This is a genomic window from Paenibacillus liaoningensis, from assembly GCF_059609455.1.
The window spans coordinates 288,939-304,987 of the sequence record NZ_JCAALU010000003.1 but is presented as its reverse complement, the minus strand read 5'-3'; the positions used below and the strand labels follow the sequence as shown (position 1 = coordinate 304,987).

General features: G+C 47.6%; 10 protein-coding genes and 1 pseudogene. 10 read left to right on the top strand and 1 reads right to left on the bottom strand.

The annotated features are described in order from the left end of the window. The first annotated feature begins 7 nt into the window (after positions 1-7). From AC6B99_RS05810 to AC6B99_RS05800, 3 genes are read left to right on the top strand one after another with little or no spacing between them, the layout of a single operon-like run. On the top strand, positions 8-1,801 hold the full coding sequence (locus tag AC6B99_RS05810; protein ID WP_496662973.1) for a cache domain-containing sensor histidine kinase: 1,794 nt from the start codon (positions 8-10) through the stop codon (positions 1,799-1,801). Further along, positions 1,798-3,411 carry a response regulator gene (locus tag AC6B99_RS05805; RefSeq protein WP_235533117.1) on the top strand — a complete coding sequence of 538 codons (1,614 nt, stop codon included), beginning with the start codon at positions 1,798-1,800 and terminating at the stop codon, positions 3,409-3,411. The genes AC6B99_RS05810 and AC6B99_RS05805 overlap by 4 nt, the downstream gene beginning before the upstream one ends. Then, entirely contained in the window at positions 3,401-6,223 is a 2,823-nt protein-coding gene (locus AC6B99_RS05800; RefSeq protein ID WP_496662972.1) for a DUF8487 domain-containing protein, read from the top strand. Before AC6B99_RS05805 ends, AC6B99_RS05800 begins: the two co-directional genes overlap by 11 nt. Before the next feature lie 65 nt (positions 6,224-6,288). On the opposite strand, the gene AC6B99_RS05795 is transcribed toward AC6B99_RS05800, so the two are convergent. After that, on the bottom strand, positions 6,289-6,897 hold the full coding sequence (locus AC6B99_RS05795; RefSeq protein ID WP_494882097.1) for an SbtR family transcriptional regulator: 609 nt from the start codon (positions 6,895-6,897) through the stop codon (positions 6,289-6,291). A 131-nt stretch (positions 6,898-7,028) separates the two neighbouring features. On the opposite strand from AC6B99_RS05795, the gene AC6B99_RS05790 reads away from it, so the two are divergent. From AC6B99_RS05790 to AC6B99_RS05760, 7 genes and pseudogenes are all read left to right on the top strand, one after another. Then, a complete protein-coding gene (locus AC6B99_RS05790; RefSeq protein ID WP_496662971.1) occupies positions 7,029-7,604 on the top strand; it encodes a cysteine hydrolase family protein in 576 nt (191 codons plus the stop codon). A gap of 203 nt (positions 7,605-7,807) precedes the next feature. Then, on the top strand, positions 7,808-8,572 hold the full coding sequence (locus AC6B99_RS05785; protein WP_494882095.1) for an AAC(3) family N-acetyltransferase: 765 nt from the start codon (positions 7,808-7,810) through the stop codon (positions 8,570-8,572). A 283-nt stretch (positions 8,573-8,855) separates the two neighbouring features. Then, positions 8,856-10,568: a histidine kinase N-terminal 7TM domain-containing diguanylate cyclase gene (locus AC6B99_RS05780; protein WP_496662970.1), complete on the top strand. Its 1,713-nt coding sequence runs from the start codon at positions 8,856-8,858 to the stop codon at positions 10,566-10,568. Positions 10,569-11,051: 483 nt separating this feature from the next. Continuing rightward, positions 11,052-12,242, top strand: a complete 1,191-nt coding sequence (locus AC6B99_RS05775; RefSeq protein ID WP_496662969.1) for a cytochrome P450 family protein — start codon at positions 11,052-11,054, stop codon at positions 12,240-12,242. Between the two features lie 66 nt (positions 12,243-12,308). Beyond that, a pseudogene (locus AC6B99_RS05770) lies at positions 12,309-12,395 on the top strand (VOC family protein); the annotation flags it as partial. 204 nt (positions 12,396-12,599) lie between these two features. After that, on the top strand, positions 12,600-14,402 hold the full coding sequence (locus tag AC6B99_RS05765) for a sensor histidine kinase (protein ID WP_496662968.1): 1,803 nt from the start codon (positions 12,600-12,602) through the stop codon (positions 14,400-14,402). Next, positions 14,395-16,002: a response regulator transcription factor gene (locus AC6B99_RS05760; protein WP_496662967.1), complete on the top strand. Its 1,608-nt coding sequence runs from the start codon at positions 14,395-14,397 to the stop codon at positions 16,000-16,002. Before AC6B99_RS05765 ends, AC6B99_RS05760 begins: the two co-directional genes overlap by 8 nt. Positions 16,003-16,049 lie beyond the last annotated feature (47 nt).

Sequence of the window (16,049 nt, the reverse complement as noted above, 5' to 3'; positions counted from 1 at the left end):
GTGGCAGATGAGGCTGAGACAACGTTTAGAGCAATGGATCATTCGTATGACCCGCTCCATGAATATGAGAAAGAAAATTGTGCTGTTTTATGGGGTTATTGTATTTCTTCCGACCGTCCTGCTGGCTATCGGAGCAGGGTATATGACGCTGCATATTGTCCGGGGCAACTATATGCTCACGATTAAGGAGGCTGTTCGCCAGAACGCCCAAAGCATTGAGTTCCGCAAGCAGAGCTATGATCTGCTTGCTACGCGGACAGCGACTGACGGTGAGCTGGTTTCCAGATTATCGAGAGACTATCAGGACATTTCCGAACAGTACGCTACCGTTCAATATGTGGATCGAGCTTTCTTATTTACGAGCAAATATTTGCCCGGAATCGAAAATTTCCGCATCTACCATACGAACGACACGCTGGTACAGGACGGCGGGCTTCTATGGAAACCAGGAGACCGAAAACTTTCGGGCTTAATCGAACAGGAATGGTACAAGGGAAGACTTCAATCGCCGGACAACCTCACCTGGACGAATGCGCTCGACGATAAAACCCGGCTCGTAGTTTCGCACAAAATTTTAAATACGTACGGGGACGTCTACGGCATCGTCTATTTGCGGCTTAATTATAATGAAGTATTTGCTGAGTCGTTTGACCATCCGTTTGACGGCGCGGGGGAAATGTTCATCGTAGACAGCGATGAGCAGATCATCGCCTCCTCAGAGTCCAATGAGATCGGCAGCCGTTTGTCCGAATCCTCCTTAAGCGAGTATTGGAGCAGTCCGGAAGGCTCGGTCGTAACTGTTGATGGCATGGTATTAATCAGGCAGAAAATCAATTCCGGCTGGACGGTCGCGGCGCTTGTGCATCTGGATCGGCTGGAGGAGCAGTCCAAACGAATTTTCTACTATATAGTGGGCGGCATCGCTTTTTTTCTCCTTTTATCGACCTTTCTCATTATGGTTGTGCTCAAAAACGTCATCTGGCGGATACGCAAGCTGGGAACCCGCATGATGGATATTTCCGAAGGTTATTTTGAAGCGACGGTGAGAAACCGGGACAACGATGAGCTGGGAGAGCTGGAGGTTCTATTTAATTCGATGTCTGGACGCCTCAGAAGGCTGGTGGAAGAGCATACAGAGGCGATTTTAAAAGAACGCGAGCAGTCCTTCAAAGCGCTGCAGGCGCAGATCAATCCGCATTTTATTTATAATTCCTTAAGCCTGATCCGCTGGCGTGCCATGGACGTGAAGGATGACATTCAAATTCGGACGATCGATGCCCTGACCACCTTTTATCGGCTGGCCCTCAATAACCGCGTTAATGTGACCCGTATTCGTGATGAGCTTGAGCATCTAAAGGCTTATGTCGAAATCCAGCAGCTGCGTTATCCCGATCAGGTGCACGTAGAATGGCAGGTGGAGACGGACGTTCTTGATTTGTATACGATTAAGCTCATTTTGCAGCCCATAGTGGAAAATTGCTATTTGCATGGCGGTATTACAACAAGGAAGGGTGCCTTTATACAGATCATGATCAACAAAACAGAGGATGCCATTGCGTTTCAGATTTTTGATAATGGGAAGGGCATTGCGCGCGAGAAGCTGGAGCGAATCAAGACAGGCAGCTATATCGGTACGAAAAACGGATTCGGAATGAACAATATACGCGAGCGGCTGGCGCTCTATTTTGGCCAAGAGGGACGTTTTGAAATTGAAAGCATGGAGGATGAGTGGACGGCCGTGACCATTCATATTCCGATCTGCAAGGAAGCTCCTGAAATTAAAAAGGGGGATGGAGCATGATGCAAGCACTGATCGTTGATGACGAGCCGATGCAGATTCAAGGACTTGTCCGCCACATCGACTGGGAAGCGCTAGGGTATGAACAGCCAATGACCGCACAATCGGGTGAAGAGGCGATTGCCATACTGGCAGAAGCTCATGTGGATGTTCTGATCACCGACGTGTCGATGCCAGGAATGACGGGGATAGAGCTGCTCGCCAAGTGCAAGTCGGACTATCCGAAGCTTGCGTCCCTGCAGACGGTGATGATAAGCGGCTACGACGAATTCGAATTTGTCCAGGAAGCGATTCATTTAGGGGCAAAGGCCTACGTTCTCAAGCCGATTAAGACGGATGAATTGGAAGCGAAGCTTGCTGCATTTCGCGATTCGCTTGAGAAGAGAAACCATATCGAGCTGGAGACAAGCAAGCTTAAAGAAAAAATGACGGAAAGCTATGAGGTGCTGCAGGAGCATTACGTCAAGGATTTGATAGAAGGTGCGATTCAAAGTGACGAGCTGCTCGAATCCTGGTGCCGTCTGCTCGATTTGCCGTCGGAGGACTGGCAGGCTACGCTGTTCCTGTTCGGCTATGACCGTCTGTTTCCGTCCAATCCGCATGACGCCAAGGAGCGAATTATGCTCAGCGAAGGGCTCATCAAATGTGTCAAAATGGGCCTGTCCGAGTTTGCAGGCACGTATATCGGCAAGACCGGAGCGGACGAAGTGGCGGTCATTTTATTGAACGCCTCTCCAATTGACCGTGTGAAGCTGGAGAAGCAGCTTTCTTTTATCCAGGATGTTCTGAAGGAGCAGTACAACGCTTCCGTTACCGTCGGAATCAGCAGGGAATGCCAAACTTGGTCGGAAATCCCCCTGTTATATAAAGAAATCAAGCATATGATGGCAAGCGCCAGAATGGCCGGCTATGGGCAAATTTTGTATTTCGACCACGTTGAAATGAATGAATATCACGATTTTCGATTGTACGAGGAATATTTTCCGGAAATTTTAAAGCTGCTTGATAGCGGGGAAAGCGAGAACGCCGTCGTTTATTTCAACCATGCGTTTGAGATGCTGCTGGCGCAGAAGCCCGTGTCCTTTTCATATGTGCAGGCCTTTGGCATGGGATTAATTAGTGAGCTGATCCGCAAATTGAAGCGTACAAAGGAAACGGACGCCGAGATGAATATTTTGATGTGGCAGCGGATGATTGACTGTACGGATGTGGAGGAAATAAGAACGGTCGTAATGGCCTTCCTCGCCCAGTATATCCAGCTGAAGCAGAAGGAGCAAACCGTTCAGCAGCATAACCTGATCCAGAAAGTGGCCCGTTATTTGGAGGAGCATCTGCATAATAACGTAACGGTGAAGCAACTGGCGGAGCAGTTTCATTTGAACTCCAGCTATTTGAGCGTATTATTCAAAAAAGAAATGGGCCGAACGATATCTGATTTTGTCCAGGAAGCGCGTATGAACAAGGCCAAGGAGCTGCTCCGGGACCCAAGCATCAAGGTATATGAAGTGTCGGAGCAGGTTGGATTTCAAACGGCGGCCTACTTCACCTTTTTATTCAAGAAGCTGACCGGAACGACTCCGCAGGAGTTTAGAGATTATTATTATGAGGAGTGATATTTTGCTGACCAAAATCAACCTAGAGGGCGAATGGAAGCTGCAGCTGGACAAGGACAAGAGCGGGTTGTCGCAGCCGTTTACAGATTCTATCAAGCTGCCCGGAACGACATCCTATGCCCGGAAAGGTCCGAGGAACGAAAATAAATTAGTAGGGGCCTTGACCGATGAGTATGCGTTCGAAGGGTATGCATGGTATTCGAGAGAGGTAGAAATTCCTAAGGGGCTCGCTGAAAAAACGTGTTTTCTCTATTTGGAAAGAACGAGAATGACGACGGTATGGGTGGGCGACCGCGAGGTAGGCTCGCGTGACAGCTTGAATACGCCGCATCTCTACGAATTGACAGGACTGCTTCAGAGCGGCCCGCAGACGATTACTATCCGTGTCGACAATACGGATTATCCAACGAAGGGCGGCCATATGACTTCCCCTGATACACAGACCAATTGGAACGGGATTACAGGCCGCATCGAGCTTCAATTTTATAGCGAATCGTACCTGACCGATATCCAGCTCTATCCGAATTTGTCCGCGCGCTCCGTGAAGGTGGAAGCTGGTGTGCAGGGAGCGCTCAGCGGCAGCCTAACGGTATCCGCAGCCAGTTGGAACTCTGAAAACGTGCATACGGTGGCGGAGAAGGAGTATAGCTTCACTTCGCAGACCATTTCGCTTGAATATGCTTTGGGGCAGGACGCGCTGCTATGGAGCGAAGCCACTCCTCATTTGTATACCGTAAGCATCTGTTTGAAGGATGAGAAAGGCGAAATCGTTGACCAGCAGCAGCGAAGCTTCGGCCTGCGGGAATTTAGAACGGATGGAAATAAATTTACAATTAACGGCAGCAAAACGTTCCTTCGGGGCAAGCATGACGGATTGATTTTTCCGCTGACGGGTTATGCGCCGACGGATGTCGAGGAATGGCTGAGAATTCTTGGCATTTCCAAGTCCTATGGCATTAACCATTATCGTTTTCATACGTGCTGCCCGCCTGAGGCTGCGTTTACCGCAGCGGACATGCTGGGGATTTACATGGAACCGGAGCTGCCTTTCTGGGGAACGATTACCGAAGCATCAGATGAGCGCCATAACCAGGCGGAGCAAGACTACTTGATTAGCGAGGGGTATGCTATTCTCAAGGCGTTCGGCAATCATCCGTCCTTTGTCATGATGTCGCTGGGCAATGAGCTGTGGGGCAGCAGAGCCAAAATCGATGCGATTTTACAAGCCTATAAAGCGTTCGACAGCAGGCCGTTGTATACACAAGGCTCCAATAATCATCAATTTTCTCCTGCTATTCTTGAACATGATGATTTCTTCTGCGGGGTGCGTTTCTCGAAGGAGCGGCTGTTCAGAGGTTCTTATGCAATGTGTGATGCTCCGCTAGGCCATGTTCAGACCGACGTTCCAGGTACGTTAAAGGATTATGACGATCAAATTGTGCCGCCAGATTTTCATCATAACGAGGGCGCGTCGGGTGATGCAGGGGGCGTTATTCAAATCCAGTACGGCACGGAAGCGAAAGCTGTCCAGCTCGGCGACGCCTCGGGGGAATGGATTCCCCACATTCCGGTCATTTCCCATGAGATTGGGCAATACGCAACGTATCCGAACTATGGAGAAATAGAGAAGTATACAGGCTCGCTGAAAGCGGAAAATTTTATCATTTTCCAAGAGCGCCTCAGGGAGAAAGGGCTGGATCATCTGGCCAGCCCATACTTTGAAAGCTCAGGGCAGCTGGCAGTAGCCTGTTATAAGGAAGAGCTGGAAGCTGCTTTTCGCTCCAGAAAGCTTGCCGGCTTTCAATTGCTCGACCTTCAGGATTTTAGTGGACAAGGAACGGCGCTCGTTGGCATATTAGATGCCTTTATGGATTCCAAGGGGTTGATTACGCCTGAGGAATGGCGGACCTTCTGCAGCGATGCCGTCCTTATGGCGAGGTTTGCTAAATACAACTATACGTCGACCGAACGCTTTGAGGCTCATGTGGAATTGTGCTGGTATAGAAATCAGCCGCCCGGTGCAATCAAGCTCCAGTGGGAGCTGGCGGATGGACAGGGGGTACTGGCGTCCGGTACGGCTGAGGTGGAAATATGGGAGGAGCAAAATGACATTGATATTTGCGACCTGAGCATTGAAATGCCCGCTGTTGATGTGATGACCAAAGCTGTGCTTTCCCTGCGGATTTTGGAGACGGATATTCGCAAGTCCTATGACCTCTGGATTTATCCGCAGCAGGTTGAAGCGGAGCTGTCCAAAGTCCATCGTTTTGAGTCGCTTACGGCTGAGGCTCTTGCTTTATTAAAGCAAGGAGAGAAGGTATGGCTGATGCCGAAGCCGGAGCATATAAGCCATGGTATCGAAGGCTTCTATAGTACCGATTTCTGGTGCTACCCGATGTTTCGGTCCATCTCGGAGAGCATGAACCGTCCGGTTCCCGTCGGCACAATGGGGCTTCTCGTCGACAACAGCCACCCGGTCTTCCGGGACTTTCCGTGCGAGCCGCATTCAACTTATCCTTGGTGGAGCATCGTATCCCATTCAAAGTCGATTATTATGGACGGTACGAGCAAAGAATGGAGCCCTATCGTACAGACCATCGACAATTTTGAGCGCAATCACAAATTAGGTTTTCTGTTCGAATGCCGCGTAGGAAAAGGCAAGCTGCTTATTTGCTCGCTCGACGCGGATAAGGTGCTAGAAACACCGGAAGGAAAACAGTTTTTGTCCAGTGTGATCAAATATATGGAATCAGAGCAGTTCAAGCCGCAGTACGAAGCCAGCGTGACGGAGCTGCTGGAGCTTATTCAATAAAAGTAGTTTAGGGTAAAAAGAATAACCGCTTGCCTTCTCTGGAATGGCAAGCGGTTATTTTTTGCTTACCCGCGAAGACCGTCGCATAGGATCGACACGACACGGTCTGGAAAAGTACCGCCGTCCCCGGTCGCTTGCAAAATGCCAATAAGCAGCATTTTGATATCCTCAAGGCGAGCATCCGCCCGAACGGAGCCGTTTTGCTTGGCACGGGCGAGCAGCTTGTCGATCCCTTGCCAAAAATCTCGCGCAACGTCCGAACGACCAGCCTCTACATTCAGACTGCTGACAAGGGCATCGGTGATCGCCTTGTTTGCAATCCCCTCGCGTATAATGGTTGCAAAATATTGAAAGAACGCTTCGCCCGGATCGTCGTGGTCAAGCCATTGCTGGGCTTCTTCCATAAGCCGCGCCTTGTGGCTGACAATGACGGCCCCAAACAAATCTTCCTTCGTTGGAAAATGCCGATAGACGGTTCCTACCCCCACACCGGCACGCCTTGCGATTTCATCCATCGAGACGGAGATGCCTTCGGTCATAAAAACCTGATGGGCGATATGGAGCAGATGATCCCGATTTTTTTTGGCATCTGCCCGCAATGCCTTCTCGGGGGGAGCGGCGATGAAGGACACTGTAGGGTCAGCGTCTCCAGCTGGAATATTTTTTTTAGACATTTTTGAATAACACCTCTTTATAAATATTACATCAATAGCGATTTGTTGACAAACGGAGAATGTTCTCCGTATAATAATAAAAACGGAATGCATCCTCCGTTTATGATGAGAAAGTGGGAGATTAAAAACATATGCAAAATTCACCGAGCAAAAGCGCGCTGTTGGTCATGGATATGCAAAATAGCGTTGTGTCGCGGTACGCAGCTGGCGCGGGGGCACTGCTTCCGTTCCAAAAAGCGATTGAAGCGGCACGCAGCCACGCTATTCCTGTTATTTACGTACGTGTTGCTTTTCGTGCAGGTTATCCCGAGATTAGTGCTAGAAACAAAATGTTTGGGGGCATTGCCAGTCGATCCGGAGGTGTGGCGGCTCCAGAAGCGATGATGCAGATTCATGAAGCCGTGCAGCCTCAAGAAGGCGAGCCGATTGTGACGAAGGTTCGAGTGAGCGCGTTCGCCGGAAGTGACCTTGAGGTCATCCTTCGGTCCCGCCAAATCGACACGCTCATTCTTAGCGGCATCGCCACAAGCGGGGTCGTTCTTTCGACTTTGCGGGAAGCAGCAGATAAGGATTTTGCCCTTACTGTGCTTTCTGACGCCTGTATCGATGCCGACACCGAGGTTCATCGCGTGTTAACCGAGAAGGTGTTCCCCCAACAGGCCGAGGTAATATCTGTCGACGCGTGGGTGGATTCTTTAACCGACTAATGTTCATAAGCAGGAGAACAAGCTATGCTTTATAAGGTATTTATTTCCATATAACTTGTGGATTGCGGTTTTCAAAAACCCAACCCCAAACTGCGAAGGGCGCCCGGATGGGTGCCCTTTGCTTTCGCTTTATAGAGGAAACGTTAAATCGTATCCTAAGTAAGGGCAAGTTTTGATATAATGAGCCCAGGAGGGGGTAGAACATGCACACAATAGAGAGCTTAATGAAGCAATTAGAGCAGCTTGGCATTGACGGCCAAGGAACGCTGCTCGTCCATTCATCGATGAAAAGCATGGGGCCAGTCGAGGGTGGCGCAGACACCGTTCTGGATGCGTTCACCGCCTATATGAAGGATGGGCTGTTGGTGCTGCCCACCCATACTTGGTCCTACATCAATGCGGATAATCCGAAATTTTACGTGGATCAGTCGCCTTCCTGCGTCGGAATTTTGCCCGAGCTTTTTCGCAAGCGGCCTGGTGTGGTGCGTTCATTGCATCCCACTCATTCGGTGGCAGCATTAGGCCTGGATTCAATAGAGTTCACAAACGATGATCATCATTTCGATACTCCCTGCGCTAGAGGCTCTGCATGGGGAAAGCTGCTTGACCGAAGAGCGACGATATTGCTGGTTGGGGTCGATTTAAAGCGCAACACCTTTATTCATGGAGTCGAGGAATGGGTGGACATACCGGGCAGGCTGACGGATGGCCATGAGATGCTGTTCACGGTATTGCCCGATGGAACAGAAATTTCTGTCCCTTCCCGCCGGCATTGCGGGCTGTCGTGGTCACAGCATTTTTGGAAGGTAGACGATGTGCTTGAAAGTAAAGGCGCCATGCATAAAGGGCGGCTAGGCGATGCCGATGTAAGGGTCTGTGATGCGGCTGCGGTAGCGGAAGTAATAACGGAAATGCTCAAGGAAAATCCAGATTTGTTCTCGGATAATCATCCATTGGATCATGAATAGGATTGTAAGAAAGGGCCGTCCGGCAACGGCTGGCCCTAAGGCAAGACCCTCGTAAAACTTTCGGAATTTCTCCCCAAAACAACGTTTTCTCTTCCCATAGCTCAAATATGAAACGTTCAAGCATCGGCAATACAAAGGAATGTATGAAGAAATAGGACAGAGGTTGGCTGGACTGCCATTGTGTGGGCTAGCTCACGGTCTTGACTGTATGATAAGATGTGGTTAATTTAACCAAACCTATTTGATAATATCGTAGCTGTCGAATCAAAAAAGGAGAAAATTTGTGAGCCCATTAGCATGGTATGATCTCTTTTTATTCATCCTCTTGTTTGTCGTATATATTTATGTTTTTGCTACCGTTAGGATTACGAACTTACATAAGGTGTATTTCTTATTTCATTTTTTAATGATGCTTTGGCCGGTGTGCCAATTTGCTACAGATCTGACCGACGATCCGCAGTTACAGTTGTTTTATGTAAATATGTCTTTTGTGGCCCTCTCCTTGTTGGGAAGCGGTTGGCTTCTGCTCACGATCTTTCTTACCGGGAATGCAGACAAGCTGGGAAATAGGAGACTATTTTTATTATTTGCGCCTGCGGTTATTGCAGCAGTTGGTGTCATTATAAATCCGTTTAATCTTTTTGTAGCTCCGATGAGGGGCGGTTACGTCGATAGAGCATATGGCATATGGTTCTGGATTGTGATCGCTATTCTATTGAGCTACTTTTTTGCTTCTCTCTTTGTTTTATTTGGGGCATTACATTCTTCAAGAACGTCACCCATGATCAAAAATCAAGTGAAGATTACGCTGTGGGGCATATTCGTGCTGGCCACTTTTGCCGGTATTGACGCTATTCTTAATGTGGTGTTAAAGCAGTGGCTGCCGATCATTCCAGGATTTACTTCTCTAGGCATTTTTCTTTCAGATCTATTTTTCGTATATGTCATTAAAAAATACAATGTGTTTGATCTTGTTTCCATCGCCCATGAGGACGTCATCAATACGATTCCATATGGAATCCTTGTATTAGATGAGAATGAATCCATTATTGAAGTTAACAAAGCTTTACGATCGTCTATGGATTTAAATGTGGGTGACTATTTTGATATGGAGACGTTTCTTGGCACTGTTCATGTAGAGGGCAGCAGCAAGGAATTTCTGGAGCGTTATAAGCAAAAGGAAAATACGTTGTCTCAAATTGAAATCGTCGCCCAGCGCGATATCGAACGTCATTTTATTGTACAAGCTTCCCCAATTGTTGATTCTTACCCGATGCAAATCGGCCATATGATTACGTTCCAGGATGTCTCGCAAGAGCGCTTTTATGTTCAAGAAATGAATCGGCAAAATGAGATCCTCCAGGAGCGCAATCATTCACTGGATCGCATCCGTAATGAGTTATCTGAAGCTAATCGAAAGCTTGAAGAATTAGTTCTTACGGACAGTTTAACCAACTGCTACAATCGCCGTTATTTGACCCAACAGTTGACTCATGAGGTTATAACCAATATTCAATATAAAACGCCATTTTCACTCATCCTGTTTGATATTGATTTCTTTAAAGCGATCAATGACCGCTTTGGGCATGTAATAGGGGATGAAGTTCTTTATCGTACGGCTCAAGCCGTCAAACAATCCATTCGCGGTACCGATATTTTAGCCCGATATGGGGGGGAAGAATTTATGATCTACCTTCCGCATACTAAGCGCCAGTTGGCAGAGCAATTAGCGGAACGAGTGAGATTAGCGGTAGAGTCGAACTACATTTTGGTAGAGCATGAAGTCAAGCAGGTTTCGATCACGGTAAGCGTGGGCATTTTATCCATTGAGGACTTTGATCATGAGCATGTGCCGGACAATCCGGAAGGCTATTTAATTCAACTTTTTGCTGCAGTAGATAAAGCCCTTTACCAAGCGAAGCAAAATGGACGCAATCGGATCGAATTCGCAGATTTCCAAAGTGTTTCTAATCCTAAGCTGAAGCAATTGTATTGAATAATTATTTGATTTAATTGGGAGAATCAACAGCAGGGCGTTTCGGATATTATATTGAAATAGATGCCTTACGACGGGACACTATAGCAAAAAAATGAGATCGCTGCCTTCGCAGATGGTCTCATTTTTTTGCTATAGTAACGGGCAGTATTCTGTGGGGGACCATAAATATTAGAACTGATGAAGAACAGAGAAAAGGAATATTGGAATGTAGAAAAGTTCCAACGAGGAGGCAAAAGTACAACAATAGTCTTCAGGGTGGAATGATTTTTTCGCGTTTGTGGCACAAATTGACTTTGATTCTGTAGGTGAGGTATACTTTTCGTGTATCAGAAAAAGGGTTTTTTATTAAAATTTGGATGAATTAGGCTTAGATTGATTTCGGAATGAGCGGGTTTCTCTTCGTCAATTTTCACTAGTTTTGTCCCTGGCCGAATCGTAGATTACCACACGTATTCTATATGTTGGAAGGAGATGGTGGCATTGAATTCAAGAGGCACGATCGAGCAGAAGATGCTTACACCGGAGTTTAAACAGAATCCCTACCCCGTCTATGAAAAATTACGAGCCAGCAATCCTATTTTTAAGCAGTTTTTCCCGAATGGCCATTATGGCTGGATCGTAACCAAATATGAGGACGCCGTGGAAGTGCTCAAGGACCAGCGTTTTATTAAAGATATAGCTAAAGTCAGCAGTATTGAGCAAAAGAGTGTAATAGGAAAAAATATGCTGTTCTCGGATCTGCCGGATCATAAACGCTTACGTAGCTTTGTGCAAAAAGGCTTCACTCCCCAAATCATTGCGGGGAAGCGAGAACACATCCAGAAAATAGCCGATGAGCTTCTCGATGCGGTGGCCGCTGGACCTACCATGAATCTGATTGACGATTATGCGTTCCATCTTCCTATTATTGTCATTTGCGAAATACTAGGTATTCCTGCTGAGGATCGTGAGCAATTTCGAAGCTGGTCAAATACCATTATTGAAGCCTCCTTTGAGGAGAGCAGCCGGGAAGCCTCTTTGCAGGCCCAAGATGAATTCGTAGCTTATCTTAAAGAGCGATTCGACTTTGTACGGGAACATCCCTCAGATGATTTGATCAGCCAACTGGTGGTCGCAGATGAAAGTGGAGATCAATTGACAGAAGGAGAGCTATATGGGGTCGTTACCCTGCTCATTATTGCTGGTCATGAAACAACGGTCAACCTGATCGGCAATGGCGTGCTTGCCCTGTTGGAACACCCGGAGCAGCGCGAGCAGCTGTTGCAGCATCCTGAATACATTCATGGCGCTATTGAAGAAATGCTCCGCTACAACGGGCCTGTCGAATTCAGTACGGGCCGCTGGGCAAGCGAGGATCTGGAATTCAAAGGCCATATGATGAATAAAAATGACATGGTCATCGTAGCTCTTGATTCTGCGAATCGTGATCCCGAGCATTTTAACCAGCCCGATGTATTCGATATATTCCGGGGCAAAAGCCAGCACCTGGCGTTTGGCAAAGGAATTCATCTCTGTCTGGGCGCGCCTCTCGCAAGGCTGGAAGGAGAAATCGCCATTAATACGCTGCTCCGGCGCTTCCCGAGGCTTGAGCTTCAGGCTAATATTGCCGAATTGGAATGGAGACCGGGGATGATTGTGCGCGGAGTTAAAGAAATACCGTTGTCCATTTAGAGCGGCTAACCACATGTTATGTTTTCACGGCTGCCTGCGGGCAGCTTTATTCTTTTTTCACATTTCGGCCCTTTAGTAGAAATGCCATCCGGACGGGTATTTAACTTTGCGGATCATGAAGAAAATGACTTCGCTGTCATGGGAAAAAAGTAAATACGGCTCAATAGAGCTGAACCGACACCACTTAAGGTGGCCGACTATAATAGTCGGTCGCCTTTTTTATTCCTTTTTTGGAACTCCCCAAAAGTTATTGTTGTTTGGTTGTATAGACGGCTATGCCATTTGCCCTTAAGATAAAGCTATTCTATTCATGAATTAATGCACGCTTTGAGTTTGAGCAACAAACGGGGGTGTAGGATGAACGGAAATTTTAAGCTTAGCCCTATGCGGGCTTCCACATTTTTACGGAAATTATCTATTAAGCATCGACTGTTAATTGCCTTCCTGATTACCTCGCTTCTGCCTGTCGTCTCCGTAGCGCTTTATTCAAACCTTAGATATGAGGCGTCTATTTCAGAAAAACTAAGCACATCCACCCTTCAAGTGTTGTCCGAATCCGCGACGAATGCATCCAGAGAACTTGCGCAATACGAGACCCTTAGTGAATCCATTATTATAAACAGCCTGATACAAAGCGGGCTCCAGCATATGAACAGCATGACGGATTTTGAGAAATACGGCTTGCAGACCGATATTAAAGATGCTCTGGGGGAGCAAGTGTTTCGCCTAAGCAATATTTCGAATGTCGTGATTTTGACTAATGAGAGCGACATCTTTTTTGATCTGGGATATGAATGGTATCCGAAAAACCAAATCGCGGATTCCCTGCAAGGCATAACGGAAACGGCTGGCAACATAAAGTGGACGTATCTGCATTCCAACCGGGGCTCGGATAAAATTGCTTTGAGCCGCATTATTTTTTCCCAGGATAATCTGAATCAAACGTTGGGCTACCTCGTTATCGTCATTGATGAAAAGGTGTTCTCGCGCAATACTTTTGAGCATGTGGACCTTGGAAAAGGAGGCAGGCTCTACATTACGGATCATAGCGGCGTCGTCGTGTCCTCCGTGTCGCCTTCGATTCCCCATGGGCAGACGTATAACCAGCAAGAAGTATTTAGCGCCATGATGTCCAATGGGCCCAGCAAAACCTTTTATGCGAAAGTCGATGGGGAACGCGTACTTGTAGGCAGCGCCTATATCCGGTCAGCAGACTGGCATATGATTGGCCTGATTCCGCATTCGTATATCATTTCGGAGCTTTCTGCGATTAGAGGAAGCTTGCTGTATATTTGCTTGTTCATCCTGCTGCTAGCCGGACTGCTGGCCATGTGGATTTATCGCAGCATTAATCGGCCGATGCGCGATTTGCTCCAATATGCGACCCAAATTAAGCTTGGCAGGCTGGAAACCCGGCTCGGTCCGACACATTCCGACGAAATGGGGCGGTTATCCGAAACGATCAATCAAATGGTCGCACGGCTCAAAATGCTGATTTATCAAGTCGAAGAGGAGCAGCAGGCGAAGCGCGAGGCAGAGCTGAAGATGCTTCAAGCTCAAATCAACCCTCACTTTCTGTTCAACACGTTAAATTCTTTGAAATGGAGCGCAATGATGAGCGGGAACGAAAATGTGGAGCAAGGGATCGCGTCTTTATCCGAGCTGCTTCATAATACGATTTTGGATACGGAAGAAATGATTACGCTGGAGAAGGAAATCGACAACTTAATGCATTATGCCGTCATCCAGCGCATGAGATATGGCGACTCGTTTAAACTCGCATGCCGCATGAGCGATGATCAGCTTTATCAGTGCCAAGTTCCGCGCTTCATTCTTCAGCCGATTGTAGAAAATTCAATCTTGCATGCGGGCAGCGGGGAAGGCCGCAGAGTACATATTACCGTAGACGGCTCGATTAACGAGGGCAGGCTGCTGCTTCAAATTTCCGATGATGGCAAAGGCTTCGATATGGCCGAGGTGCAGGAGCGGAAGCATTCCCATGACAAGCTGTCAGGGATAGGGATGAGCAATGTAGAAGAGAGAATACGCCTTCATGTAGGAAAGCAATACGGGATTAAAATCTCAAGCGAGCCAGGTCGCGGGACGCAAACGTTAATCAGCTTGCCAATGACGATGAAGGAAGGGGTAGAACATGTATAAAGTCATTATCGTAGATGATGAGATGATCGTTCGTCATGCTGTCAAAACCATCATTAAATGGGAGGATAGCCGCTTCGAATACGCAGGCTCTGCTTCGAGCGGGGTATCGGCGATGGAGCTCGTAAGAAGAACCAAGGCGGATATCGTCATTACCGATATTAAAATGGCTGAAATGGATGGCCTTAAGCTGATTAAAAGCTTGCTGGCGGACGGATTTAAAGGCGAAGTTCTCGTCTTAAGCAACTATAATGATTTTGATCTCGTGCGCGAGGCGCTCAAGTTCGGCGCCTACGATTATATGCTCAAGCTTACGTTGAAGACCGAAACGTTTATGCAGACGCTTGAAGAAATGGCGGCTAAGCTGGATGCCAAACGGAGTTATTTTCAACCCCAGACAACGACTGTAGAGCAGGCCGATGATGAGCTGGCGCAGCTGTATGATTTATTGAAAAAGCATGATCAAGCTGAGGAGCCTCAGCTGAACGGGAATATTTTTAATCAAAAGGAAAGGCAAGCGATCTCTCGGCTACAGGGCTTATGCGGTTATACATTTACGCTATATATGCCAGAAGGCGAGCACGCTAATCATCAGGTGATAGACTTTCATGAAACGTTAGAGAAGCTTGCCGAGGGGCTGTTCCCGAACAAGCATTTTTTATTTGTATTTCATCCCCGCCCGAACCGTTACACCTTAATCCTCTCCACTCCCTTGCTCCAAAATATTGTCGATCCTGAAGAAATAGCCCAACGTTTGATTAAGCTGTCGGAAATGTATTATGGCCAAGTGATTAGCGTCATTTATGGGCAGCCAGCAACGTCATTTAAACATCTCATCGAGCAAATGAGCTTGATTAGGCAGGCCGAGGCGCTTCGCTTTTATACGGCGTATCAAGCAGGGTGCCAGTCCAATACCAGGCTAGCCGCAGATACGAATGAGCGGTTTCGTGAAGCAGAAGCCCAGCTGCGGGAGTGCTTGCGCGGCTCTGGCGATGGCGCGATTGAACGGTGGGTGGAAAAAGCTTTTTTATTAATGGAATCCGCCGCCGAGCATGGCATTCATTCGAAATCGCTAAAGCGCATAGTAGCAGGGGGCATTTGGGGGCTTTCTAATGCGGCAGCCTTACAAATGGACACGCCGTGGAATGAGAAGGGCTGGATTGAAAAAGTCGAAGCAGCGGACTCGGATTCCAGCTTAAAGCTGATCATCAAAGAGCTTTCGGATGAAATTCTGGACTCTTTAGGACAAGGAGCGCAGCTTGCTGCATCCACTTCTACCTTGCGCCAGGAAATACGGCAAGCGTTGGCCTACTTAAATAAACATTTTGCGGATCGCGTGTCGATTTCGGATGTAGCGTCCTATGTGGGACTGTCTGAGCCGTATCTTTGCCAGCTGTTCAAGGCAGAAACGGGGAGCAGCATTTTGACCAGGCTCAATGAAATCCGCATGAACAGAGCCTATGACATGCTCCTGTCTGGCAAGTATCTCGTGAAGCAGGTTGCCATTGAGGTGGGCATTCCAGATCCGTTTTATTTTAATCGCCTATTTCGAAAACGCTACGGCCATCCCCCGAAAAATGTAAAAAGCATGCCGCCCGTCTAATCATGAAAATCTTAAAATTGTCCATACTCATCCGCTCTTTTGTTCAT

Bases quoted from the DNA above. Each gene is read 5' to 3' on its own strand.
- AC6B99_RS05810 (WP_496662973.1), top strand. From the start codon at position 8: ATGAGGCTGAGACAACGTTTAGAGCAATGGATCATTCGTATGACCCGC.
- AC6B99_RS05805 (WP_235533117.1), top strand. From the start codon at position 1,798: ATGATGCAAGCACTGATCGTTGATGACGAGCCGATGCAGATTCAAGGA.
- AC6B99_RS05800 (WP_496662972.1), top strand. From the start codon at position 3,401: ATGAGGAGTGATATTTTGCTGACCAAAATCAACCTAGAGGGCGAATGG.
- AC6B99_RS05795 (WP_494882097.1), bottom strand. From the start codon at position 6,897: ATGTCTAAAAAAAATATTCCAGCTGGAGACGCTGACCCTACAGTGTCC.
- AC6B99_RS05790 (WP_496662971.1), top strand. From the start codon at position 7,029: ATGCAAAATTCACCGAGCAAAAGCGCGCTGTTGGTCATGGATATGCAA.
- AC6B99_RS05785 (WP_494882095.1), top strand. From the start codon at position 7,808: ATGCACACAATAGAGAGCTTAATGAAGCAATTAGAGCAGCTTGGCATT.
- AC6B99_RS05765 (WP_496662968.1), top strand. From the start codon at position 12,600: ATGAACGGAAATTTTAAGCTTAGCCCTATGCGGGCTTCCACATTTTTA.
- AC6B99_RS05760 (WP_496662967.1), top strand. From the start codon at position 14,395: ATGTATAAAGTCATTATCGTAGATGATGAGATGATCGTTCGTCATGCT.